This is a genomic window from Pseudomonas sp. OTU750018 (assembly GCF_011636575.1).
GTDB classification, from domain to species: Bacteria; Pseudomonadota; Gammaproteobacteria; order Pseudomonadales; family Pseudomonadaceae; genus Aquipseudomonas; species Aquipseudomonas peli.
Map to the genome: position 1 here is coordinate 843,124 of NZ_JAAPAU010000001.1, position 24,780 is coordinate 867,903.

Annotated in this window: 19 protein-coding genes and 2 pseudogenes; 9 read left to right on the forward strand and 12 right to left on the reverse strand. The window is 61.1% G+C overall.

The genetic code is table 11. The features are described 5' to 3' along the window. Positions 1 to 20: 20 nt before the first annotated feature. The 4 genes from HCI85_RS04125 to HCI85_RS04140 form a co-directional block, all read right to left on the reverse strand. Positions 21 to 1,022: an ArsJ-associated glyceraldehyde-3-phosphate dehydrogenase gene (locus HCI85_RS04125; protein WP_167142259.1), complete on the reverse strand. Its 1,002-nt coding sequence runs from the start codon at positions 1,020 to 1,022 to the stop codon at positions 21 to 23. Positions 1,023 to 1,046: 24 nt separating this feature from the next. Beyond that, positions 1,047 to 1,373: a YnfA family protein gene (locus HCI85_RS04130; RefSeq protein ID WP_090248888.1), complete on the reverse strand. Its 327-nt coding sequence runs from the start codon at positions 1,371 to 1,373 to the stop codon at positions 1,047 to 1,049. A gap of 62 nt (positions 1,374 to 1,435) precedes the next feature. Beyond that, a complete protein-coding gene (gene arsH, locus HCI85_RS04135; protein WP_167142262.1) occupies positions 1,436 to 2,146 on the reverse strand; it encodes an arsenical resistance protein ArsH in 711 nt (236 codons plus the stop codon). Between the two features lie 24 nt (positions 2,147 to 2,170). Further along, on the reverse strand, positions 2,171 to 2,944 hold the full coding sequence (locus HCI85_RS04140) for a metalloregulator ArsR/SmtB family transcription factor (protein ID WP_167142265.1): 774 nt from the start codon (positions 2,942 to 2,944) through the stop codon (positions 2,171 to 2,173). Between the two features lie 150 nt (positions 2,945 to 3,094). Here HCI85_RS04140 and arsB point away from each other — a divergent pair, with 150 nt between their 5' ends. From arsB to HCI85_RS04160, 4 genes are all read left to right on the forward strand, one after another. Then, the gene (gene arsB, locus HCI85_RS04145) at positions 3,095 to 4,165 is read left to right on the forward strand and encodes an ACR3 family arsenite efflux transporter (RefSeq protein WP_167142268.1); all 1,071 of its coding nucleotides are present in this window, start codon (positions 3,095 to 3,097) and stop codon (positions 4,163 to 4,165) included. A 193-nt stretch (positions 4,166 to 4,358) separates the two neighbouring features. Then, positions 4,359 to 5,114, forward strand: coding sequence for a substrate-binding periplasmic protein (locus HCI85_RS04150; protein WP_167142271.1), 756 nt, complete (start codon positions 4,359 to 4,361; stop codon positions 5,112 to 5,114). A gap of 86 nt (positions 5,115 to 5,200) precedes the next feature. Then, positions 5,201 to 6,079: a helix-turn-helix domain-containing protein gene (locus HCI85_RS04155; protein WP_167142274.1), complete on the forward strand. Its 879-nt coding sequence runs from the start codon at positions 5,201 to 5,203 to the stop codon at positions 6,077 to 6,079. Positions 6,080 to 6,254: 175 nt separating this feature from the next. Further along, complete coding sequence (locus HCI85_RS04160; protein ID WP_167142277.1) at positions 6,255 to 8,891, forward strand: DEAD/DEAH box helicase; 2,637 nt, start codon at positions 6,255 to 6,257, stop codon at positions 8,889 to 8,891. 13 nt (positions 8,892 to 8,904) lie between these two features. Here the strand turns inward: HCI85_RS04160 and HCI85_RS04165 are convergent, their stop codons facing one another. Together HCI85_RS04165 and HCI85_RS04170 are read right to left on the reverse strand one after the other, a co-directional pair. Continuing rightward, on the reverse strand, positions 8,905 to 9,408 hold the full coding sequence (locus tag HCI85_RS04165) for a phosphate-starvation-inducible protein PsiE (protein WP_374725296.1): 504 nt from the start codon (positions 9,406 to 9,408) through the stop codon (positions 8,905 to 8,907). 121 nt (positions 9,409 to 9,529) lie between these two features. Further along, a complete protein-coding gene (locus tag HCI85_RS04170) occupies positions 9,530 to 10,711 on the reverse strand; it encodes a diguanylate cyclase domain-containing protein (protein WP_167142280.1) in 1,182 nt (393 codons plus the stop codon). Between the two features lie 144 nt (positions 10,712 to 10,855). On the opposite strand from HCI85_RS04170, the gene HCI85_RS04175 reads away from it, so the two are divergent. Together HCI85_RS04175 and HCI85_RS04180 are read left to right on the forward strand one after the other, a co-directional pair. After that, positions 10,856 to 11,854: an MBL fold metallo-hydrolase gene (locus HCI85_RS04175; RefSeq protein WP_167142283.1), complete on the forward strand. Its 999-nt coding sequence runs from the start codon at positions 10,856 to 10,858 to the stop codon at positions 11,852 to 11,854. 147 nt (positions 11,855 to 12,001) lie between these two features. Then, positions 12,002 to 12,262, forward strand: a complete 261-nt coding sequence (locus tag HCI85_RS04180; RefSeq protein WP_108485834.1) for a YebG family protein — start codon at positions 12,002 to 12,004, stop codon at positions 12,260 to 12,262. 65 nt (positions 12,263 to 12,327) lie between these two features. On the opposite strand, the gene HCI85_RS04185 is transcribed toward HCI85_RS04180, so the two are convergent. Next, positions 12,328 to 13,347, reverse strand: coding sequence for a Leu/Phe/Val dehydrogenase (locus HCI85_RS04185; protein ID WP_167142286.1), 1,020 nt, complete (start codon positions 13,345 to 13,347; stop codon positions 12,328 to 12,330). Positions 13,348 to 13,413: 66 nt separating this feature from the next. Further along, a complete protein-coding gene (locus tag HCI85_RS04190) occupies positions 13,414 to 14,145 on the reverse strand; it encodes a hypothetical protein (RefSeq protein ID WP_167142289.1) in 732 nt (243 codons plus the stop codon). A 115-nt stretch (positions 14,146 to 14,260) separates the two neighbouring features. Here HCI85_RS04190 and HCI85_RS04195 point away from each other — a divergent pair, with 115 nt between their 5' ends. After that, positions 14,261 to 15,064: a transglutaminase family protein gene (locus tag HCI85_RS04195; RefSeq protein WP_167142292.1), complete on the forward strand. Its 804-nt coding sequence runs from the start codon at positions 14,261 to 14,263 to the stop codon at positions 15,062 to 15,064. On the opposite strand, the pseudogene HCI85_RS21195 reads toward HCI85_RS04195, so the two are convergent. The 4 genes and pseudogenes from HCI85_RS21195 to HCI85_RS04210 form a co-directional block, all read right to left on the reverse strand. Further along, positions 15,061 to 15,246, reverse strand: a pseudogene (locus HCI85_RS21195) (response regulator transcription factor); the annotation flags it as partial. The gene HCI85_RS04195 and the pseudogene HCI85_RS21195 overlap by 4 nt on opposite strands. 129 nt (positions 15,247 to 15,375) lie before the next feature. Continuing rightward, positions 15,376 to 17,601 (reverse strand): annotated as a pseudogene (locus tag HCI85_RS04200) (hypothetical protein); the annotation flags it as partial. A 155-nt stretch (positions 17,602 to 17,756) separates the two neighbouring features. Next, the gene (locus HCI85_RS04205; RefSeq protein ID WP_167142298.1) at positions 17,757 to 19,127 is read right to left on the reverse strand and encodes a DUF1329 domain-containing protein; all 1,371 of its coding nucleotides are present in this window, start codon (positions 19,125 to 19,127) and stop codon (positions 17,757 to 17,759) included. Between the two features lie 29 nt (positions 19,128 to 19,156). Further along, positions 19,157 to 20,908: a DUF1302 domain-containing protein gene (locus HCI85_RS04210; RefSeq protein ID WP_167142301.1), complete on the reverse strand. Its 1,752-nt coding sequence runs from the start codon at positions 20,906 to 20,908 to the stop codon at positions 19,157 to 19,159. 568 nt (positions 20,909 to 21,476) lie between these two features. Here HCI85_RS04210 and gcvH point away from each other — a divergent pair. Together gcvH and gcvP are read left to right on the forward strand one after the other, a co-directional pair. Beyond that, positions 21,477 to 21,860 carry a glycine cleavage system protein GcvH gene (gene gcvH / locus HCI85_RS04215; RefSeq protein WP_167142304.1) on the forward strand — a complete coding sequence of 128 codons (384 nt, stop codon included), beginning with the start codon at positions 21,477 to 21,479 and terminating at the stop codon, positions 21,858 to 21,860. Positions 21,861 to 21,869: 9 nt separating this feature from the next. Next, entirely contained in the window at positions 21,870 to 24,722 is a 2,853-nt protein-coding gene (gene gcvP, locus HCI85_RS04220; protein WP_167142307.1) for an aminomethyl-transferring glycine dehydrogenase, read from the forward strand. The last annotated feature ends 58 nt before the right edge of the window (positions 24,723 to 24,780 follow it).

The window sequence follows — 24,780 nt, forward strand, 5'->3', positions numbered from 1 at the left end:
GTTGGGGGAGAGGGCCGCAGTTATTGCGCACCCACCATCCGCGCCAGCTCCACCGCGCGGTTGGCGTAGCCCCATTCGTTGTCGTACCAGGCGTAGAGCTTCACCTGGGTGCCGTTGACCACCATGGTCGACAGCGCATCGATAATCGACGAGCGCGGGTCGGTGCGGTAGTCGATGGACACCAGCGGACGTTCCTCATAACCGAGGATGCCCTTGAGCGGACCGTCAGCGGCAGCTTTAAGCAGTGCGTTGACCTCCTCCACCGAAGTAGCGCGTTCCACCTCGAATACGCAGTCAGTCAACGAGGCATTGGCCAGCGGTACACGCACCGCGTGGCCATTCAGCTTGCCGCGCAGCTCGGGGAAGATCTCGGCAATCGCCGTGGCCGAACCGGTGCTGGTTGGGATCAAGCTCATGCCTGAGGCACGGGCGCGGCGCAGATCCTTGTGCGGCGTATCGAGGATGCTCTGGGTATTGGTCAGGTCGTGAATGGTGGTGATCGAACCGTGGCGAATACCGAGGTTTTCGTGAATCACCTTAACCACCGGGGCCAGGCAGTTGGTGGTGCAGGATGCAGCCGTGACGATGCGGTGCTGCGCCGGGTCGAACAGCTGCTGGTTAACGCCCATCACGATATTCAGCGCGCCCTGCTCTTTTACCGGCGCGCAGACCACCACGCGCTTCACGCCTTGATCCAGATAGCCTTGCAACACGGCGACGGTTTTCATCTTGCCGCTGGCCTCGATCACCAGATCGCAACCGCTCCAGTCGGTATCGGCAATGGTCTTGTTGGCCGTGACCTGGATGCGTTTGCCGTCGATCAGGATGCACTCGCCCTCACTGCTCGCCTCGTGCTGCCAGCGACCGTGCACCGAGTCGAAATTCAGCAGATGGGCATGGGTCGGCGCATCGCCGGCCGGATCATTGATCTGCACAAACTCAAATTCCGGCCAGCCCCAAGCAGCGCGCAGCGCCAGACGACCGATACGACCAAAACCGTTGATACCTACCTTGATAGCCATGGACAGACTCTCTCGTTGAACGGGTTAAATATTGCGCGGCGCAAACATGATGATCGCCATGCCGAGCATGGCCACAGCGGCGCCCAGCAGGTCCCAATGGGTCGGGCGAATACCGTCCACCAGCCATAGCCAGATAATCGCCATCGCCACATACACCCCGCCATAAGCGGCATACACCCGCCCAGCGGCAGTTGGATGCAGAGTCAGCAGCCAGGCAAACAGCGCCAGCGCAGCCGCGGCCGGCACCAGCAGCCAAATGCTCTTGCCCTGCTTGAGCCACAGGTACGGCAGGTAACAGCCGATAATTTCGGCCAGGGCCGTAAGGGCGAAAAGCCCAATGGTGTTGAGCATGCTGACCTCAATAGCCGACCTGCAGTCGGTCTGGACGCGTGTGTAGGGTTGGCGGCTGAACCTTAAATGGATGCCTGATTGACCCGTTTACTCAACTCGTCGGCCGACTCCTTGCGCTCGGAGTAGCGGTCCACCAGGTAGTCCGTTTGGCCGCGCAGCAACAGGGTGAACTTGATCAGTTCCTCCATCACGTCGACCACCCGGTCGTAATAGGCCGATGGCTTCATCCGCCCGGCGTCGTCAAACTCAAGAAAGGCTTTGGCCACCGAAGACTGGTTGGGGATGGTGAACATGCGCATCCAGCGCCCCAAAACGCGCATCTGGTTCAGCGCATTAAAGGATTGCGAACCGCCGCTGACCTGCATCAGCGCCAGGGTCTTGCCCTGGGTCGGGCGCACCGCGCCCATGCTCAGGGGAATCCAGTCGATCTGCGATTTGAACACCCCGGTCATCGCGCCATGGCGCTCCGGCGAGCACCAGACCATGCCCTCGCTCCACAGCACCAGCTCACGTAGCTCCTGCACCTTGGGGTGATCCTCAGGGGCGTCGTCCGGCAGCGGCAGACCGCTGGGGTTGAAGATCCGCGCTTCGGCACCGAACTGTTCAAGTAAACGCGCGGCCTCCTCGGTCAATAGGCGGCTGTAGGAGCGCGCGCGGTTGGAACCGTACAGCAGCAGAATGCGTGGCTTATGCGTGATGGGCGGTTTGGCCAGTTGCTCGTTATCCGGTAGATCAAGCAGTTCGGGGGCGATATTCGGCAACTCAAAGGTCATGGTCTTGCTCCAGAAATCAGTGGCTCAGCCGCACAGCGAGGCGCGATCAGGGCGGTCACGCATGCTGTGCAGACGCAAACGATCCTCGGCCAGTTGCGGGTCGTCAGCCTGGAGCACTTGCGCCAGGATCTGGCCAACCCAGGCTGGCAGTTGCGGGTGCAGGCGGTAATACACCCACTGCCCAGCGCGGCGATCCTGCAACAGGCCGCTGCTGCGCAACTGTGCCAGGTGGCGGGAGATTTTTGGCTGACTCTCCTCAAGGGCGGCGGTCAGCTCACAGACGCACAGCTCGCCTTCCTGAGCAATCAGCTGGGTCATGCGTGCGCGGGTGTCATCGGCCAGGCATTTGAACAGGGTCACCGGGGCGAGCATCTGCGTGGGCTGGCTGACTTTGCTTTTGACCAGCACGAACATCTTGATGCGCTCGTGGATCTGCTGCAGACAACGCGTGTAGGCATTCTGCTGCTGGCTGCTGGCCGGGTCCTCGAAGTCCCAGGCGATGTATTCGCCAGCCCCGGGTAAGGTGCTGCACTCGAAGGCGGACTTGTCGCACAGGGTGATCACGTAATCGAACTGCTGGCCATCGAAGCTCTCCAGCGCCTTGCTGTGCAGGCCTTCCGTGCTGACGCCCAACTGCTCCAGGGCCTGACGTGCACGCGGATCAACCTCACCAGGCAGAGTGCCGGCGCTAAAAACCTCATAGCCTTCGGGATCGGTATGGCGTAGCAGCGCTTCGGCCATCTGCGAGCGGGCAGCATTGGCCACACAGAGAAACAGCACGCGAATCTTTTGGCTCATGGCGATGGGTGTCATGCAAATACGGTTTGGCGAATATATTGATATCCATATATCTTGTAAACCGTATATTCAGCCTAACCCAAGCCGACCCAGATCAATAACGAGCACAGCGGGACTGGCTAGACTCGCCACTCACCCAAGGAATCCAGTATGGCCAACGCCCTAGAATCCTCCGATCCTCAAACCCGCTCGCCGCTCGGTCTGTTCGAGCGTTACCTGACGCTCTGGGTATTTCTCTGCATTATCGGCGGCACCCTGCTCGGCCTGTTCGCCCCCGAAGCAACGCAAGCGGTGGGCGCTCTGGAAGTTGCTCAGGTGAATATCCCGGTGGGGCTGCTGATCTGGGTGATGATCATCCCCATGCTGATGAAGATCGACTTTAGCGCCATCGGCGAGGTCTACCAGCAGCGCGCCGGCCTGGGCGTGACGCTGAGCATCAACTGGCTGATCAAGCCCTTCACCATGGCCTTTCTGGCCTGGCTGTTTCTGCGCCATGTGTTCGCTGGCTGGCTGCCGGCCGAGCAGATCGACAGCTACGTGGCCGGGCTAATTCTGCTCGGCGCCGCGCCTTGCACGGCTATGGTGTTTGTCTGGAGCAACCTGTGTAAGGGCAACGCCAACTTCACCCTGACCCAGGTGGCGATAAACGATTTGGTGATGGTGTTCGCCTTCGCCCCCATCGTCGCCCTGCTGCTGGGCGTATCGTCGATTCCAGTGCCGTGGGACACCCTGCTGCTGTCGGTGGTGATGTATATCGTTATCCCACTTGCCATCGCCCAATTTATCCGCGCGCGCCTGTTGCGCCGAGGTGATGCAGCGCTGCATGCGGTGCTGACGCGTATCGGCCCGTTCTCCATCCTCGCTTTGCTCGCCACCCTGGTGCTGCTGTTCTCCTTTCAGGGTCAGACCATCGTTGCCCAGCCTTTGATCATCGCCATGCTGGCAGTGCCAATTCTGCTGCAGACGCTGTTTATCGCTGCCCTCGGATACTGGATGTGCCGGCAACTCAAGGTGCGCCACGATATCGCTGGACCGGCGGCGATGATCGGTGCGTCGAACTTCTTCGAGTTGGCCGTAGCCGTGGCCATCGCGCTCTACGGTTTCAGCTCCGGCGCAGCGCTGGCCACGGTGGTCGGTGTGCTGATCGAGGTGCCGGTGATGCTCTGGCTGGTGCACATGGTCAATAACAGCAAGGGTTGGTACGAGCGCGCGCAGGGCTGACCGCTCGATCCCGACGGTTAATAGCCATTCACTCGCATGCCCGGAAATGACCATCCAGAGCGGTATATGCGGCGGGTCGACAGCCTATGCCCGGCAGGCTAGCGTCAATACAGGGTGTCGCTGACGCATGCGCACCCGCCACACTGCCTGAGCCACCCGGCGTTGCCGGTCGCTGTAGCCTGAGGTACGCCGCATGTCTTCTCGCCTTGGCAACGCGCTTGCGTTTGTTTCCTTGTGTTTTTTCAGCCTGACGCTGTATGCCGAAGCGAAGTGGGAGTCGCTGGACTTCATCACCGAAGAATTCCCACCCTACAACTACACCGAAAGCGGCATCGCCCGTGGCATTACCGTGGACATCCTGCTGGAAGCAGCCGCCAGCGCCGGCCTGCCCATCGCGCGCCGGGATATTCGTTCACTGCCCTGGGCGCGCGGTTATCAGATGGCGCGCAAAGGTACGGGGGTGATGCTGTTTTCCATGACCCGCACCGAGGAGCGCGGCCCGCAGTTCAAGTGGGTCGGGCCGATCATGCCCAGCCGCATCGTGCTATTGGCGCGCAAGGATCGCCAGTTACAGATCAAGCAACCGGCAGATCTCAGCGCGCACCGCATCGGTGTGATTCGCGATGATGTCGGCCATCACCTGCTGAATAGCCTTGGTATCAACGACAACCAGCTGCAGATCTCGGCCAGCGCAATTCAGCTGGCCAACCTGCTGCATAACAGCCGTATCGACCTGTGGGCGTACGATGAAACTACTGCCTACTGGTTTATCCGCAATCTGGACATGCACAGCCACGACTTCACCCCGGTGCATGTGCTCAAGGAAAGCGCCATGTATTACGCCTTCAGCCTGGACACCGACGCGGTGCAGCTCACCCGGCTGCAGAACAGCCTGAATGCGCTCAAGCAACAGCCGCGCTACCTGGAAATACTCGACAGCTACAGATAACCGCGCCTTGCATAATCTTGCGCTTTTCCGCGCGCGGGGGCTGGCACGCGGGCATGCCCGGCGTAGCATGGAGCGACGGAGGATTTATGTCGCAACTTGAGCACCTACAGGTTTTCCAGAGCATGCACAGCTCGCCCAACACCCGCCTGCACCGCAGCGCCGAGTTGGGCGACGGGCTGGCGGCTGCCGTGTGGAGCAACCGCCATGATGCCCGCGACTACGAAGCCCCCAGCCATCACACGCTGTCCTGCTACCTGGCCGGCGGCACCGGCACCTTTCGCCGCGAAAGCCCACACAGCAAAGGCGCGCCAGGCAAACTGTGCATTCTGCCGGCCGGCCATCAGTCGGAATGGGTGATCAACGGTGAAATCCATCTGGCCCATCTGTATATCAGCCAGGAGCAATTCGCCCTGGCGGCCGTCAACCTGTTAGACCGCGAACCACGGGAACTGGAACTGCGCGAAGGCACCTTTCTCGACGACCCGCAGCAAGCCCAGCGCTTTCGTCAGCTGAGCCAGCTTGATTGGCAAGAACCGGCCGAACGCCTGCTCAGCAGCAGCCTGGCCCACGGCCTGATCAACCACGCGTTGCTATCCCAAGTGGGCCGCCGCGAAGGCCTGCGCCTGACCGGTGGCCTAGCCCCCGGCCAGCGCCGCCGAGTGCGCGAGTTTATCCAGGCCAACCTCAGTGAAGCGCTCAGCCTGGGTCAGCTGGCCAGTTTGTGTGCGCTCTCCGAATACCACTTCGCCAGGATGTTCCAACTCAGCTTCGGCCTGCCGCCGCACCGCTATGTGCTGGCGCAACGCCTGCGCCATGGCCAGCAACTGCTGCAACACAGCACGCTGCCACTGGCTGAAGTGGCCCTGGCCTGCGGCTTTGCCAGTGCCAGCCATTTCAACAACCGTTTCCGCCAGGCCTTCAGCGCCACGCCGGGGCAATACCGCGCGGCCCTGCAACGCCCCTGAGCCCACGCCAAGCAGCATCAGCCCGCCGCATACCCGCCTATCAGGCAACGCAGCTTGCGCCCCCTGAGCCTGAAAACAGCCTGCTAATCCCACGCTGGCTGTGCAAGAATCATCGGCTGCCTTCGAGAAAGCTGCCCATGCCACGATTCGTCCACTCGCCCGCCCGGTACCACTGATGGCCCTCGATATCCTGCATCTACGCCAGGAAGACTGGCGTGCAGAATTCGGCGACGGCGACTTGCTGCGCGGTCAGGCCTATGCCGCACAAGGCCGCAGCCGCCTGCTCAGCCTCAAAGACAGCACCCTGTTGGCCAGCTGCCGTGGCTCCGGTGCGCAAACCTATCAACAGCGCATCACCCTGCATCATTACGGCCAGGGCTGGGGCGTAACCGGCCATTGCAGCTGCCCGGTGGGCTTCAACTGCAAACACGTGGCCAGCGCCCTACTCACCCTGCAAACCCAGCAGGAACAAGGCGTCGACCTCTCGCCACTGATCGTCAGCAGCCCGCAGGCCCGCGAAGAGTGCCTGGAAAACCTGCAACCCAGCCCGGTACTGAGCCTCGGCAGCCTGGTGCGCGTGCACTTTGATGCGCGCAAGGGCCGTATGCAGGAACAAACCCAGCACCGCGCCGCACTGGCTTTCGATTACCAGGGCCACCTGGCCTCGGGCAAACAGGGCAAGGACCTGCTGATCAAGCAGAGTGCCCAGCACAGTCTGCGCATAGTGCGTGACATCAGCGCTGAAACCCAGCTGCGCAAACGCCTGGAACAAACCGGCCTGCAAGTGGCACTGCGGCAGAGCGAAGCGCTGCCGGAAAGCGCCGGCGAAGCTTACGAGCAACCCAGTGAGACTGCCTGGTTGCAGTTTATTCGTGAGCATCTGCCAGCGCTGCGCGCAGAGGGCTGGCAAATCCGCATGCAGCCGGACTTCCAGTTCAACCTGGCACAGGTCGATGACTGGTACGCCGAAGTCGAAGAAGACCCCGAGCAAACCTGGTTCGATCTGGAACTGGGTATAGAGGTCGAAGGCCAGCGCATCAGCCTGTTGCCGATACTGCTGCAGGCCATCCGCCAAAAACCCTGGTTGCTCAACGGCGAAGCTCTGAACAAACGCGATGACGACGAAGTGGTGCTGGTCAGCCTGCCGCATAACCACAAACGCGCCGCCCTGCCGCTGGCCCGTCTCAAACCGCTGCTCGCGACCCTGGGCGAGCTGTTTGTTCGCGAACCGAGTGAGTCCAACCAGCGCCTGCGCCTGTCGCGCCTGGATGCCGCGCGCCTCAATCACCTGCAGGAAGGTCCAGTCATCAGCTGGCAAGGTGGCGACCAGTTGCGCGAATTCGCCCAACGCCTGCAACAACTGGACAGCAATACCCTGCAAGCGCCCGCCGGCTTGCTCGCGGAACTGCGACCCTACCAATTGCAAGGCCTGGCCTGGATGCAGGGCCTGGCTGAGCTGGAAGTCGGCGGCCTGCTAGCCGATGACATGGGCTTGGGTAAAACCCTGCAGACGCTCGGCCATATCCTCTGCGAGTTCAACGCCGGGCGTTTGCAGCAGCCGGCGCTGATCGTTATGCCCACCAGCCTGATTCCCAACTGGCAGGATGAAGCCGCGCGCTTCACCCCGCAGCTCAAGGTACTGGCGCTGCACGGGCCGAAGCGCCGCGCGCTGTTCAAGCAGATCGACGAGCACCAGATCATCCTGACCACCTACGCCCTGCTGCCGCGCGATCTCAAGGCATTGAGCGCCTACCGCTATCGCCTGCTGATTCTCGATGAAGCGCAGAACATCAAGAACCCACGCAGCAAGGCCGCCGTCGCTGCAGGGCAACTACAGGCCGGGCAGCGTCTGTGCCTGACCGGCACGCCGCTGGAGAATCACCTGGGCGAGCTGTGGTCGCTGTTTAACTTTCTGATGCCCGGCTGGCTGGGTGACAGCAAAAGCTTTACCCGCGACTACCGCACGCCTATTGAGAAGAACGCTAACCAGCAGCGTTTGGCGCACCTCACCGGGCGGATCAAACCGTTCATCCTGCGTCGCACCAAGGAAGAGGTGGCCAGCGAACTGCCGCCGAAAACCGAAATCACTCACTGGGTCGAGCTCAGCGCGGCGCAGCGTGATCGCTACGAAACCCTGCGCCTGGCCATGGACCAGAAGGTCCGCGCGGAAATCGCCCGCCAGGGTTTGGCGCGCAGCCAGATCGTGATTCTCGAAGCGCTATTGCGCCTGCGCCAGGCCTGCTGCGACCTGCGCCTACTCGGTGAGGAAGGCGACAACAACCTCACCAGCGCGGATTCCGGCAAACTCAGCGGTCTGCTGGAGATGCTTGAAGAGTTGTTCGCCGAAGGTCGGCGGGTGCTGCTGTTCTCGCAGTTCACCTCAATGCTGGCGCTGATCGAAGCTGAGTTGAAGGTGCGCAACATTCCCTACGCCAAGCTCACCGGCAGCACCCAGGATCGCCGCACCCCGGTGCAGCAGTTCCAGGCTGGCGAACTGCCGATCTTCCTGATCAGCCTGAAAGCCGGCGGCGCGGGGCTTAACCTGACCGCCGCCGATACGGTGATCCACTTCGACCCTTGGTGGAACCCCGCCGCCGAAGCACAAGCCAGCGACCGCGCCTACCGCATCGGTCAGGACAAGCCGGTGTTCGTCTACAAGCTGATCGCCCGTGGCAGCGTCGAAGAGAAAATCCAGCAGCTGCAGCAGGCCAAAGCCAACCTGGCCCGTGGCGTGCTGGAAGGTGGCAGCCAGAGCCAGCTGCAGCTCAGTGAAGACGACGTGCAGGCACTGTTTGCACCGTTAAACGACTGACCAGCCCGAAGCCTCAGTCATCGCTCTGCGCATAATCACGCTCTGCCGCTTCATCCGCAGGATTGGCCTTTTTTCGCACCCCGCCAGCCTGCACTGCGGGGAAGCGCGAGGAGGCGAAACGCACCACAAAAATCGCTACCGCCAGCAACAGAATTGCCCCGGAGACCATCACCACGCCCATGTCGGGTTTGTGGTTGTGCGAAATGTCGGAAATCATCAGACGGGTCAGCGCGGTAATCGCCACATAAATCATGAAGCGAATTGGCATGTGGTTGGTCTTGAAATAGATCCCCACCATCGCTGCCAATTCCAGGTAGATGAACAGCAGCAGGATGTCATCGACCGTGATATGGCCCTTCTCCAGCATGCCGAGAAAGGCCATCACCGCCGCCCAGGCGGTGATAGCGCCGATGGCGAACAGCGCCAGGTAGTGGAACGCCTCCATCAACAGATTGCCCAGCGACTCCGCCAAGCCATGCATGCGCTCGCGGGCGCGTTCAGCCAGATTGTCCTTCACGATCCTTGCTCTCCTAAAATCGACGGCCCGCTCCAACGCGGAATGTACCTGCACCATGCAGAAACAAGACCAGCTCTCAGGAGATGGCGCTCACGTGGGCCAAGACACGTCCAAGAGCGCATCAGAGCGCCGCGGCTGGAATGGCGCTGCTGGGCTCAGGCCAGGCGAAACAATGCTTAGCCGCTTCCTTGGCCCGATACATGGCAGTATCCGCCGCCGCCACCAGGCGACGCCGGTCCTCACCATGCTGAGGAAACTGCGCCATACCGATGCTCACGCCCACTCGCACATGCGGCAACTCTTCCAGCAGCGGCGTATCCAGTGCAGTAATCATACGGGCGGCCAGGCACTCGATAGCCGCCACATCCCCCTCGGCCACCACGGCAAATTCATCGCCACCCAACCGTGCCAACACCTCGCCCTCGCGCAGTAACGTCCGCCAGCGCTGAGCAATGGCCTTGAGCACACGGTCGCCGGTGGCGTGACCATGTTCATCGTTGACCGGTTTGAAGCCATCGAGGTCCAGGTAAATCAGCGCCAGCGGCCGCTCGGCACGCCGCGCCAAGGCCAGGGCCTGATCGAGGCTATCGTTGAAGGCGCGACGATTTGGCAGCTGGGTCAGGGCGTCATGCTGCGATTCAAAGGCCAGACGTTTTAGCAGCTCCTCACGTTCGCGCAGGTCACGGCGCAGGTCGAGGTAGGTCAGGCCGAGCAGTCCGAGCATCAGCAGCGCAACCGCACTGCCACCCCAGATGGCGACTTGCGAGCGAACATCGGTGCTTTCATGCAGCGTTTCAAGCTCATCACTGACGTTGCCTTCCAGGCTGCTAATCCGCTCACGCAGCTCATCCATGTAACGCCGGCCCTGATTGTCCATCACGCGCTGGCGGGCAGCTTCAGCACCAGCCAAGCGACGCAGTGCGATGGTTTCGCTCAGCTCGGTCATTTTTAACTCGGCGAGCTGCTCAATCCGCGCGATGTCGTCTGCGTACATCTCCATCAACGGTATCGCGCGCAACGCCTGAAACTGGCTGTGCAAGTGCTGCACCGCCACGTTATAGGGTTGTAAAAATGAATCTTCGCCCGTCAGCAGAAAGCCGCGCTGCCCAGTCTCGGCATCCTTGAGCAAGGACAGGGTTTCACTGAGCTGATAAAGCGAGGTGTGTAGCACCTCAACACGCTGCCCGTCGATCAAGTGGGCACGGCTACCCCAGATGGCACCGACAATGACGAATAAACTGAGATAGGCAACGGCCAACAGGGCCAGCAGTTTGCGCTCGACTCGACCCGCAGACAGCAACATGGTGCACCTCACAGAGAGCCGATAGCGTGCCGAATACTGTTGTTGGCCACTGCGACCAGCAATAGTGTACAGCGACAATGTACAAGTATTTCGCCAAAACCGTATAAGTTACGTATAGGTTTCTAACCACACGAGGACATCAGCATGCCAAGCTTATTCACCCGCACTCGGTTGTTTAGCGCACTGCTTGCAGCCCAGACCCTGATCCTGGGCTACACCCTGCCCCTGAGTGCCAATGCGGCGCCGGTGGCCAAACAGCAGAATCAGGTCGCCGGCTTCTACCGCATGACCCTGGGCGAATTCGAAGTGACGGCGCTGTACGACGGCTACGTTGACCTCGACAGCAAAATCCTCACCGGCGCCAGCGCCGAGGATATCCAGAGCCTGCTGGCGCGCATGTTCGTTGACTCCAGTAAGGGCGTGCAAACCGCCGTCAACGCTTACCTGATCAATACAGGCAGCCACTTGGTGCTGGTCGACACGGGGGCGGCGCAATGCTTCGGGCCAACCCTGGGCGTGGTGCAGAACAACCTTAAAGCTTCCGGTTATAGCCCGGAACAGGTGGACACTGTGCTGCTCACCCACCTGCACCCCGACCATGCCTGCGGCCTGCTGAACAGCGACGGCCAGGCCGCCTACCCGAATGCCAGCGTCTACGTGCCCCAGGCCGAAGCGGATTTCTGGCTTAGCGATGAGGCGGCTGCCAAGGCCCCGGAGCCCATGCGCGGCATGTTCCAGATGGCCAAGCAGTCCGTGGCACCCTACGACGCTCAGCAGCGTCTCAAGCTGTACGCCCCGGACAGCGCACTGATCCCAGGCGTCAGCCTGGTGCCGAGCAACGGCCACACCCCCGGTCATAGCTCCTACCTGTTCACCTCACAGAACCAGAGCCTGCTGGTCTGGGGCGATATTGTGCACAGCCACGCGGTGCAGTTCGCCAAGCCGGAAGTGGTGATCGAGTTCGACATCGACAGCACACAGGCCAAGGCTACGCGCCAGCAGATATTCGCCAACGCCAGCCGCGACAAACTCTGGGTGGCTGGCGCGCACATGCCCTTCCCAGGGCTGGGCCATGTGCGCAAAGAAGGTGCAGGCTACGCCTGGGTACCGGCCGAGTTCGGCCCGCTGCGCAGCGACCGCTGAACGGCTGTGACGCACAGAATCGGCTATGGTGTTAGCCGGCATGGCAATTGCTGCTGGTCAAATGCCGGCGAGTTCTTTATGCTCGCAACCACTGTACAGATAAACAGTTAACTGCAACCTATCAGCGTGAAGGCGTAGAGGTGATGAATGGCCGTCGAAGTGGTGTACCGCAGCAGCCGGGATTTGGAGCGTTTGTTCATGGATAAAGCCGAAGCCGATCGTCATGACAAAATGCTCGAACTGGCCGAGCTGCTCACCGAAGTGCTGCAAAAAGCCGTGCCATCGCTGAATGAAACCCAGGGTGAAGAGCTGGGTATCTACATGGCGAAGAACCGCGACATCTTCGCCAAGGCATTCAAGAACCAGCCTGATGCCTTGAGTGAACTGAGCGAACCGGCTGCCGAGTAACGCCGGCGGCAGTCAACAAAACCCCAGTCCATGACTGGGGTTTTGCGTTTTTATCAGTGCCACATTCAGCCATACAACAAGCGCTCGGCAATCGCATCGGCGACCCTTGCCGGTGAGCGCTTATCGGCCTGGGCATGGCCGAATATCTCGGTCAGCCGCCGGCTGATCTGCGTCAAATGCGCGGTGATTGCCGGCAGAGGCTCCCCCTGATGCTTCAGCGCCACGTAGATCAAGCCGCCCGCATTGATCACATAATCCGGCGCATACAAAATCCCCCGCGCCTGCAGGCTGTCGGAAATATCGGCACTGGCCAATTGGTTATTCGCCGCGCCCGCCACTGCCGAGCAACGCAGTTGCCCGACGCTTGTGCTGTTCAGCACACCCCCTAACCCGCATGGCGCCAGGATGTCGCACGGCGTGGCGAGTAAGGCTTCGCTGGCCACAGGCCGCGCGCCCAGCTGTTCAACTGCCAGCTGAACGCGGCAGTGATCCAAGTCGCTGACCAACAATTCGGCCCCCGCAGCATGCAGCTGCTCGGCCAGCGCAAAGCCAACATTGCCCAGCCCCTGAATCGCTACCCGCAAACCTTCCAGGTTGTCACTACCCAGGCGCGCCAGGGCAGTTGCGCGGATACCGGCAAACACGCCCAGCGCCGTATGCGGTGAAGGGTCTCCTTCGGCCGTGGTGCTGGTGACATGCGGGGTGTGCTGAGCGATGCAGTCCATGTCAACGCTGGAAGTACCGCTGTCCATCGCGGTGATGTAGTGGCCGTTAAGGGTGTCGATAAAGCGCCCGAAGGCTTCAAACAACGCGCCACGATTGTCGACATGCGCAGGACGGATGATCACCGCTTTGCCGCCGCCCTGCGCCAAGCCGGCCAGCGCGGCCTTATAACTCATGCCCTTGGCCAGCCGCAGCGCATCGTCCACGGCACTCTTTTCATCGGCATAGGGCAGGTATCGACAACCGCCCAGCGCAGGGCCAAGGCGGCTGTTGTGAATGGCAATGATGGCCTTAAGGCCTGTGGCCGGGTCATCGGCAAAATGCAGCGACTCCAGCCGAGCGCTTTCCATCAGGGTAAACATGCTGTCGCTCCGCTACTGCGTTGCTCATCAGTATAGGCAGCACGGCTGATCACACCCCGCCGGTGATCAGTTCACCAGCAGGGCGACAATCTGTTCGCTGTAGCGGTTCACGACAAAGGGCAGCGAGCGCTCGCGGTATTCCAGCAGCGGCTGTTCAATGTAATTCCAGATCACCTGCACCTGGCCCCACTTTTTACGTTGCTCGGCACTGCCGGCCAGGGTTGGCTGCAGCTGCTCAAGCCGCCGGCGAAAGGCCTTGGCCAGCACGTCCACAGGCTCAAAGCGTTCCTGCGCGCTGTCGTACACCGCCGAGCCGGAGTCAAAACTGGCAGCTTCACGCACATACTCAGCAGCAATTTGCTGCATCAGGATGGCCTGACGCAGGTCCAACGTCGGTGATGCGGACGGCGCTAACGCCTGCTGCTGCCGATTGAGTTGCAGCAGGTCATGGGCGCTCTGCGACAGCGTATCGAGGGCATAAAAATCAATCGCTTCGTAGTTCAACCGGGCATTGTTCAGCAACACCGCCTGAAAATGCTGCGCCTGTTGCTGCAACGGGGCTGGCAACGCCTCAGGGTGCGCAGTTAACAAACCGGCGAAATGCTGAACTTCTGTCTCCAGGCGTGCCTGCACGTCAGGTGACCCCTGCTCCAAACGCAATAAGTGAAACAGCGTTAGCAGCCGGTAGGTTGACAACTCTTGAGCCAGGAGCGGCGCTTGCGAAGCCTGTGCCGCGCTCAGCACAGGGCTCATCAGTATCAGCACGATCAGGGTGTAACGGCGAAGGGTTGCAGGCATGCTTGGCGTCCTTGTTCAACAACACAGCAGCTACACTGGCACAGCCCTGAAACAACAATGTACTGGACGAAGGTTAGGCGCTTGACTACAAAGCCAGAGACCCTGGGAGAATGTGATGAGCCCACGCGCTGCCTGCCTTGCCTGCCTGGAACAAACACCACCTGCGCTGTTTGAGGCTGCGCTGTGGATTGCCGTGGAACACCAGCCCACGCTGCAACCGACCGACGTACTGCAACGGCTCAACGGTTTGCAGCAGCAGGTCAGTCAGGGGTTGCCTAACCTGCCGCTGCAGGAGCTGGCGCAACCGCTGCTGCGTCGGCTGAGTGAGCTGGACTTCCATGAGGACGACGAACGCCCGCTACGGCCAAGGGCCGCGTTGCTGGATCAGCTGATGTTGCGCCGCCGCGGCCAGCCGCTCACTCTGGCCCTACTGGCACTGGAGCTGGCCAGGCGCCTGGAGATTCCATTACAGGGAGTCAATTTTCCCGGGCACTTTCTGCTGCGCGTACCCGGCGCCGATCATCTACTCGACCCTTGCAGCGGCCGACGGCTGTATACCCGCGAGTGCCGCGAGCTGCTGCAACGCCATCTGGGGCCGACTGCCGAATTAAACGCCAGCCAACTGCAGCCTTGCGACGCACGCAGCATGTTGCAGCGCCTGTCGCGCAACCTGCGGCAACTGCATCAACTGGACGATGATCCGCTGGCCGCGCTACGCGATGCCGAGCGCGCGCTGCAGCTCGGCACGCCGACATTGCAGGACCACCTGGCCCGCGCAGAGATTTATCAACGGCTCGACTGCCCACAGGGCGAGCGCTTCGATCTGCAGTGCGCCCTGCTGCTCAGCGATGACCCGGCACAGCACCTGCAACTCAGCCAACGCCTACGCCTGCTCAGCGCCAGCCCAGCGCTGCACTAGAAGAAGCCCAACGCCTTGGCCTTGGCCACCGCCTGAGTGCGCCGCGCCACACCCAGCTTGCCGTTGATTCGGCGCGCATGGGTTTTAACCGTGTGCAGGGATATAAACAGCTGCTCGGCCACTTCCTGATTGGACAGCCCCTGGGCTATCAACCCGAGCACCGCCAACTCACGGCTGCTCAGCGCATTGCTGCTGGCGACGGTCACAGCAGACGGCGTGCCCTCCACCGGGCTCTTCACGCGGAACCATGGACGTCGATAGCCCAGGCGCTGCTGCAGTGCCTGGCCGGTTTGCCGAGCCTGTTCGGCACCCGTCTTATCGTCACAGGCCGCACAGGCATCGGCATAACTCAGCCACAAATCGCTGACCAGGGCCTGCCTGCCCTGCTCGGCCACCTGCGCCAACAACTGCCGCAGAGGCTCGCGCACATCCTCACCCTGCATGCGGTCCAATTGCAGCAATAACGCTTGAAACCGCGGAATCAGCTCGGGAAAGTTCGGCGTCGGCAACACCGCTTTAACCCGCTGCTCATAACTCAACACCCGAGTCGCCGCGACGCGCGCCCGCGCATAGTGGCCCTGGGCAATCCACAGATGACTGCTGGCCAACAACAGGGTGCCGCGGTACAGGGTTTCATTGACGCGCTGACGCTGCATCTGTCGTTCAGCCTGGCCAAGGTGAGCAAAGGCTGTGGCCATATCACCCTGCCCCATCGCCAACTCGGCCAGGCCGAGGTAGCCATGAAACGCGCCTGGATCGCCACAGGCAAGGGCATGTTCCAGGCCTGGGTGCAGCAGCGCAGCCGCTTCGTCCGCATGCCCCTGACGCAGTAGCAACCGCCCCAGGCGCAGCTCCAGGCGGGCGAGTACCGGCGTATTGCGCAAAGCGGTCGGTGCGGTTGCCGTCAGCACCCGCTGCAGCAACGTTTCGGCGCGGGCAAACTCACCCCGCGTTTCCAGCAACAGGGCGTGGTCCAGTTCCAGCAGGGCTTCAAACACTGGGTTGCCATGCAGGCGCGCCTGCTTCAAAGCTTCAAAACTGAGTTTCTGTGCCACCTCAAGCTGACCTTCGCCAATGGCCACCAAGGTCAATGCCGAACGACACAGCAACGACTGCGCCCACGCACTTTGCGGCAGCCCTTGCAGGGCATCATGCAGGTGGGCGCGAGCATCCACGGCACAGACTCGGCCGTAGGCGATGATGCCCTGGATGGCTTGCCAGTGAGCGAACAGCTCGCGGGTCCGTGCGCCATCGTTGCGCGGCTGAAAACGTGCCAGTTGATTGATACAGGTCTGCGCTTCATCCAGACGGCCGACCAGTAGCAGCACCCAGGCATTCAGCAGAATCAGCCGTGGCGTGCTGCACAGCAGGCTCTCGGGTAGCTCGCTGCGCCAGCGCAGAATCAGCGCCAGGTCCTGCCCTTGCAGCACCTGCTCCTCGGTAAAACGCTCAAGAAAACTGCCGGCCACTTCCGGTTGCCCGGCCAGCAAGGCGTGCTCTACCGCTGCGCGAATATCACCATGACTGGCAAACCACTGACTGGCATGCACATGCAACGCGCTGTACGGCAGATTCATGGCCTGCCGCTGCAGCAGCCGAGCCAGCGGTGGGAACAACACATACCAGCCCTTGGCTGTGTCAAGTTCCTGAATAAATACGCCACGCTCAATCAGCGCACGCAACCACTGCGCGCCTTCGCCGACACCAAACAAGTGGTCACAGAGCGCCGGATTGAAGCGCGGCAACTGGGCCAGTTGCTCAAGTATGCGCAACAGCTCATCGGGCAGCGTTTGCAGCACCTCTCGCTCGACATACTCGACCAGCAGTTGGTCATGTTCGCCGTCCTGCGGTGCGCTCAGCGCAGCCGGTTCGGCTTGAGCCGCCAACAGCACCAAGCGCAAGGCCGCCGGCCAGCCGAGAGTCAGCGCATGCAGGGCGTGCGCCCAGCCGTTTCGGCCAGGGTCCAGCTGTTGCAGCCAGGCCAGCACCTCTGCTTCATTGAAGGCCAGCTCACTGCTACCCAATTCGAGCAGCTCGCCCTCCAGCAGCAGGCGGGAAAGGTTACAGACCGGCCGCCGACGGCTTCCCAGCCACCAACAAATGCCAGGGGGGGTGACCATCAGCAGCTGATTGAGGTACGCATCGAGGGCGAGATTCGGCTGCGCCGGGTAGTCATTGAGCATGATCCACAGCGGCCGCGAGTCCTGAGCCAGAGTCTCCAGCACCTCGCCACTGCTGAGGTCTGCGGGGTAATTGAGGAGTTTACCGAGCTGCTGCGCCAGCTGTTCGACATGCAAACCTTCACCTGCACAGCTCAGCCAGAGCAGGTGATGCGTGGCCGGGCACTCTCGGGCGCAATCTGCCAGCAGTACGGTTTTACCAAAGCCGGCCGGACCGACCAGCAAGCGCAGGCGACAGTCGCGCGACAAAAGCCGCTGCTGCAGGGATAGCCGAGCGATATGCCCAGGTGGCGGGCGCTGTACGCCGCCACACGCGGACGCTGTGGCGCTTTGCGGGAAAGGCGCTAATGCGTTCATGACGGCTCGTTTTATTGTTCTTGCAGGAACCGGATTGCTGCAGGCTAAACCTCAACACCTATCGCTCACAGCTCTATCACGAGAGGTGATGGCCAACGATAAAAAAGGCGGCCCGAAGGCCGCCCAATCACGGAGTATTTCGTGCAGTGTGCGGCCTAACGAACGCCGGAGCTGCGCAAGGCGGCTGGCGTGTAGTCGGCAGCGGTGGCTTTGAAACCAAAGTTATACGCCGACTTCTCTTCGTTTTTCATGCCCAGAGCCAAGTAACGACCGGCCACCAGGTCATACAACGCTTCCAGGGTGTAGCCCGGCACTTGATGGTTGTAGTAGTGCTGCGCATGTCCTTCGGCAACACGCCAAAGCTGACCACGGCCATCGTAGTGATCAACCAGTGCGATCTGCCAGCTGTCCTCGTCGATGTACATATGACGCTTGGCATAGATGTGCCGCTCGCCGCTCTTCAACGTGGCAACCACTTCCCAGACGCGGTGCAGCTCGTAGCGTGTCAGCTCCTGGTTGATGTGCCCGGCCTTAATCACGTCGTCGTACGACAGCGCCGGCGAATCCAGCTTGTAGCTGTTATAGGGAATGTACATTTCCTTTTTGCCGACCAGTTGCCAGTCATACCGATCCGGCGCGCCCGAGAACAAATCGAAGTTATCGGCCGTGCGCATGCCGTCAGCAGCAGTACCCGGGCCGTCGTAAGCCACCTGCGGTGCGCGGCGTACTCGGCGTTGACCGGCGTTGTAGATCCAGGCCAGACGCGGCTCTTTCACCTGATCAATGGTCTCGTGCACCAGCAGCACGTTACCCGCTAGACGTGAAGGCGCAGTCACCCGCTGCTTGAAATACAGCAGGATATTGCTGCCCTTGGCCGGATCAAGATCAGGCATGTCCGCCGGGAAGGCCACCTCGTCCTCGAACTTCACCAAGCTGTATGAGCCATTGGTCTGCGGCGTGGCCTGAGTCACCACGCGACGGGTGTTACCGCCCCGGTAACGGGTGATGTGGTTCCAAATCACCTCAACCCCAGTTTTGGGAATGGGGAAGGCGTAGTAGCGGCTGGCATTGAAGTTCTGCAGGCCGTTCCCGCCGTCAACGGGCGTGGTATTGACCGCACTGACCCTGGCTGCCTCGCCGATCGCAGCGGGTACGGATGTAGTGCGATGGGTGGGGTATACCGGGATGGTATAGCTGTCCGAGTAACGCTTGAGCATCGCCATCTGCCCAGCGGAGAGTTTGTCTTTGTACTGCTCGGCATTCGCTGCGGTAATGGTGAAGAGCGGCGTTTCGCTGGCAAAAGGGTCAGCGAGAAACCCTTTGGCGTCGACCGCTGCCGCACTGGTAGACAGACCACCGTCCCAGGCCGGGATAGTGCCATCGGCATTCCCAGCCATTTCTCCGCCCAGCGGCGTCAAACTGGTCCCCAGCTGAGCGGCCTCTTGTTCCGAGACTGCGGCCATCACGCTGCTGGCTAACAGGGTCAGCAGCAGCGCCCCAGCTTGCAGGATTCTTGTATTTTTCATGGTGTACGGATCCTTTTGCACTGCGTTGATCAGAAGTTCACACCGAAGCTCAGGGCAACAAAGTCACGGTCGACGTTGGTGTTGTAATCCCCACCAAAGAAGTCGGTGTAACTGAGGCTGGCGTTGTAGGTGTTCTGGTAGTCAGCATTCAGGCCCAGGCTCACCGCCTTGCTGCCTTCACTGAAGTTGGGGCCATAGCCATCGACGTCATGCGACCAGGCAATGCTTGGCGAGAGATTGACCCCGGCGAAGACGTTGCTGTAATCGGCACTGGCGCGCAGACGGTAGCCCCAGGAGCTGCTGGTAAAGAAACCATCGTCATTACACTGGTCAGGGTTGGCGGTGTTCACCCCTGCCGTACAGGTCGTGTTGGGGTTGAGCTGACCAATGCCATAGACCGGATCGCGACCGAAACGCAGCTCGCCGAGATCATCACTGATGCCACTGACATGGTTGTAACCCACCTCGCCCACCAGGGTCAGGCGACTGGCTCCGAGCACTCGGTCGAAAAACTGCACCGCCGAGACTTGCGCCTGGGTCACTGGCTTGCGCACGTAACCGGCCACTTCCTCACCCACGGCATTGCGCCCATGACCGCTGGTAAATACCGGTGAAAATCCCTGGCGCAGAGATGCAAAGGTCATGTCCGTGGAGTTGATGCCAATTGGCATGTTGGGCCGATAACTGAGTTCACCCGACAACGCTGTGCCTTCGACGTTGGTCTGGAAACTGACGCCGTAGAGACGAATATCTTCCGGGTACTCCAGAAAGTAGCGGGCAGCCTGTGGCGCCCCGGTGCCGACAATGATGCTGCCGCTCGGGGTACGGCTGTGGTAATTCATCGCATACAGCCCGAATTCCGTGTCGTTCAGCGACTCGGCAAACCAGCGCAGGGCAACGCCGAACTGCCCACTGTCGCGCGCATCACGATCCCCACCACGCGGAATGAACACAGGATTACCCGGCGCACCGGTGTTTTTTGACGCGTCAGGCGCGACGTCAGCCCCTGCGACCACCAGGCGGTCGTTACAGCCATCGGCGGCCGTATCGCTGGGTGCAAAGAACGTCCCGCAGTTATCGATAACAGTCTGGTCCCACTCCAGCTGGTAGAACGCTTCCATGCTGACGGTGTCGGTCAAGCTCTGCGAGACATAGAGCATATTGACCGGAATCAGCCCCTCCTTGATCTCCGCACCAGGCCGGCGAAACGCTGCAGCATCCACGGGGTTGATCGAGTTGATCGAGTTGCCGATAAAGGTGCTCTCACCCCAGCTGACCACTTGCTTACCGACCCGCACACTGCCCGGCATGCTGCCCAGGTTGTAGTTGTGATAGATGAAGGCATCGAGAATTTCCGCGCCGGAGGCTTGTGCCGCTGTCTTGCGGTTGTGGTCGTCGATGTCATACAGCAGACGGCTTTCGTCCTTGGTCTCGAAGTCGTACCAATACTTGCCGCGAATAAACACGCCGGTATCGCCGTACTTCAATTCAAGGTCGTGGATGCCTTTGAAGATCTTCGAAAAGGTTTCGCCTTTCTTGAAGTTCAGGCGGCCGTCATCGTTGGTCTGAGAGGACGCCTTGCCGCCGTTGCGCGTGCCGATAAAGTCAGGATCGGCACCGCGCACGCTCCAACTGGCCCCCACCGAAAGTGAAGAATCGAACTGCGCTTCGACATCACCAATATTGAATGTAATAGCCTGGACAGGCGCGACACAGCCAACAGCAATGGCAATCGCCAAAACGCTGGGCTGGAAGATGGCATGTCTTGTTCTTGTTCTCATGCGGCTCTCCTGGAAAGCGGGTTTCGTGTTGAGCCTCCACGCTACCCAGCCACCATGAGTGGGATAAGCGCCCGAAAGAGGTATTTGCCCTGTCAGCCAAAAGAGTGAATACGCCCCTAAAAAGCCGCCCCGCCGCCGATCCATCGACCCGTTCAATGGCGCTTTATAGGGCGGATGAATGACAGTGACGACCCGTTACGTATTGACCACTGCTGACGTTGCTGCCTGCACCTCCAGGCGCCGTGACTCCAACACAGCCCGCAAGCCCAACAAAAAAACGTATCGATTTAAATACACCGTAATGAAAGCGACACAAACCGTTCAACCCACGACACCAGAGCCTTTGCGCAGCGCGTGGCGAACGCGCCGATCAGCGGCGTATTGAATTCAATACACATCAACAAAAACCCACACCAACTAAAATCACTTAAGTTATTGTTTTTATTGATAAAAATAACAATGGCACCTACTTTGCTATGGTCTTTTCAACTTCCGCTCGTGCCCAGCACGCGCGTCCAGCACATCGCCCCCAGCAGAAAGGGCGAGTCACCACCCTTGAGGAGTACACATGAGCGAATTGCGTTTTACCGTCGAGCACGAATGGCTGCGTCAGGATGCCGATGGCCTGGTTACCGTGGGCATCACCGCCTATGCCCAGGAAGCCCTGGGTGACGTGGTATTCGTTCAGCTGCCGGAAGCCCAGAGCTACGCCGAGGGTGACGAAGTAGCGGTGCTGGAATCGGTAAAAGCTGCGAGCAATATCGCCATGCCGCTGGACGGTGAGGTGGTCGAGGTCAATGGCGAGCTAGAATCCAGCCCTGAGCTGGTCAACGAAGATCCCCTGGGCAAGGGTTGGTTCTTCCGTTTCCGTCCAGCCAATGCCAGCGCGGTAGACGACCTGCTCGACCAGGCCGCCTACGAGCGCCTGCTCAACGCCAATGCTGACGCCTGAGAGATTGTGATGACCAAGCTGACCACCCAGAACGAATTTGTCGCCCGCCACATCGGCCCACGTGATGCCGATACCGAGGCCATGCTCGAACTGCTCGGCTACGCCAGCATCGACGCGCTGACCGATAACGTCATCCCCGAGAGCATCAAGGGCACCAGCGTGCTGGGCTCTCTGCCGGGCCTGTCGGAAGCCGACGCCCTGGCCAAGATCAAGACCATTGCGGCCAAGAACCAGCAGTTCAAAACTTATATCGGTCAGGGCTATCACGGCACCCACACGCCGAGCCCGATCCTGCGCAACCTGCTGGAAAACCCGGCCTGGTACACCGCTTACACCCCGTACCAACCAGAAATTTCCCAGGGCCGCCTGGAATCGTTGCTGAACTTCCAGACCCTGATCAGCGACCTCACCGGTATGCAGATCGCCAACGCCTCGCTGCTGGACGAAGCCACCGCCGCTGCCGAAGCCATGACCTTCTGCAAGCGCCTGTCGAAGAACAAGGCCAGCAACGCCTTCTTCGCCTCGCAGCATTGCCACCCACAGACCCTCGACGTGCTGCGCACCCGTGCCGAACCGCTGGGCATTGAAGTGGTCATCGGCGACGAAGCCGCCATCACCGACGCCAGCGCCTACTTCGGCGCGCTGCTGCAATACCCGGCGAGCAATGGCGATATCTTCGACTACCGCGAGCTGGTGGAACGCTTCCACGCCGCCAACGCCCTGGTAGCCGTAGCTGCCGATCTGCTGGCCCTGACCCTGCTGACCGCGCCGGGCGAATTCGGTGCCGACGTGGCCCTGGGCAGTGCGCAGCGCTTTGGTGTGCCGCTGGGCTTCGGTGGCCCACACGCCGCCTACTTCGCCACCCGCGATGCATTCAAGCGCGATATGCCGGGCCGTCTGGTCGGCATGTCCATTGACCGCTTCGGCAAGCCGGCCCTGCGCCTGGCCATGCAGACCCGCGAGCAACATATCCGCCGCGAGAAGGCCACCAGTAACATCTGTACCGCTCAGGTGCTGCTGGCCAACATCGCCAGCATGTACGCCGTCTACCACGGCCCGAAAGGCCTGACCCAGATCGCCCAGCGCGTGCACCAGTTCACTGCAATTCTGGCCAAGGGCCTGCGCGCTCTGGGCTACACGGTTGAGCAGGAATTCTTCTTCGACACCCTGACCCTGGCCACCGGCGGCAAAACCGCAGCTCTGCACGCTGCTGCACGCGCAGCAGGTATCAACCTGCGTGAAATCGACGGCGAGCGTCTGGGTCTGTCCCTCGACGAGACCACCGATCAAGTCGCCGTTGAAGCCCTGCTGGCGGTCTTCGCCGAAGGCAAAGCTGTTCCAGCCTTCGCTGAACTGGCTGCCGGCGTAATCGCTCAGCTGCCAAAAGGCCTGCTGCGCGAAAGCGAAATCCTCACTCACCCAGTATTTAACCGCTACCACAGCGAAACCGAGCTGATGCGCTACCTGCGCAAGCTGGCCGATAAGGACCTGGCGCTGGACCGCAGCATGATCCCGCTGGGTTCCTGCACCATGAAGCTCAACGCTGCCAGCGAAATGATCCCGGTGACCTGGGCCGAGTTCGGCAACCTGCACCCCTTCGCCCCTGCCGAGCAAAGCCAGGGTTACACCCAGCTGACCACCGAACTGGAAGCCATGCTCTGCGCAGCCACTGGTTACGATGGCATCTCCCTGCAGCCGAACGCCGGCTCCCAGGGCGAGTACGCAGGTCTCTTGGCCATTCGTGCTTACCACCTGAGCCGTGGCGATGATCAGCGCGACATCTGCCTGATCCCGCAATCGGCCCACGGCACTAACCCGGCCACCGCCAGCATGGTCGGTATGCGCGTGGTGGTGACCGCCTGCGATAGCAGCGGCAACGTTGACATCGCCGACCTCAAGGCCAAAGCCGAAGAGCACAAAGACCGCCTGGCTGCGCTGATGATCACCTATCCGTCGACCCACGGTGTGTTCGAGGAAGGCATCCGCGAAATCTGCGCGATCATTCATGACAACGGCGGCCAGGTGTACATCGACGGCGCCAACATGAACGCCATGGTCGGCCTGTGCGCCCCGGGCAAGTTCGGCGGCGACGTGTCCCACCTGAACCTGCACAAGACCTTCTGCATCCCGCACGGCGGTGGCGGCCCAGGTGTCGGCCCGATTGGCGTGAAAGAACACCTGATCCCATTCCTGCCCGGCCACGGCCATATGGCCCGCAAGGAAGGTGCGGTCAGCGCCGCGCCGTTCGGCAGCGCCAGCATTCTGCCGATCACCTGGATGTACATCAGCATGATGGGCGGCGAAGGCCTCAAACGCGCTTCGCAAATGGCCATCCTCAACGCCAACTACATCGCCCGCCGCCTGGAAGAGCACTACCCCGTGCTGTATTCGGGCAGCAACGGCCTGGTGGCGCACGAGTGCATCCTCGACATCCGCCCGATCAAGGACAGCAGCGGCATCAGCGTTGACGATGTGGCCAAGCGCCTGATCGACTTCGGCTTCCACGCCCCGACCATGTCCTTCCCGGTTGCCGGCACCCTGATGATCGAGCCGACCGAGAGCGAATCCAAGGAAGAGCTGGACCGTTTCTGCGATGCCATGATCGCCATCCGCAACGAAATTCGTGCGGTGGAAGCTGGCCAGCTGGATGCCAACGACAACCCGCTGAAAAACGCCCCACACACCGCACTGGAACTGGTCGGTGAGTGGACTCACGCCTACAGCCGCGAACAAGCCGTGTACCCAGTGGCCAGCCTGATCGAGGCCAAGTACTGGCCACCGGTCGGCCGCGTGGACAACGTGTTCGGCGACCGCAACCTGATCTGCGCCTGCCCGTCCATCGAGGCGTATCAGGACGCGTGATAACAGCCTGCGGCCCGGAACACCTCCGGGCCGCAGGACTGCTTTCTCCCCAATTTTC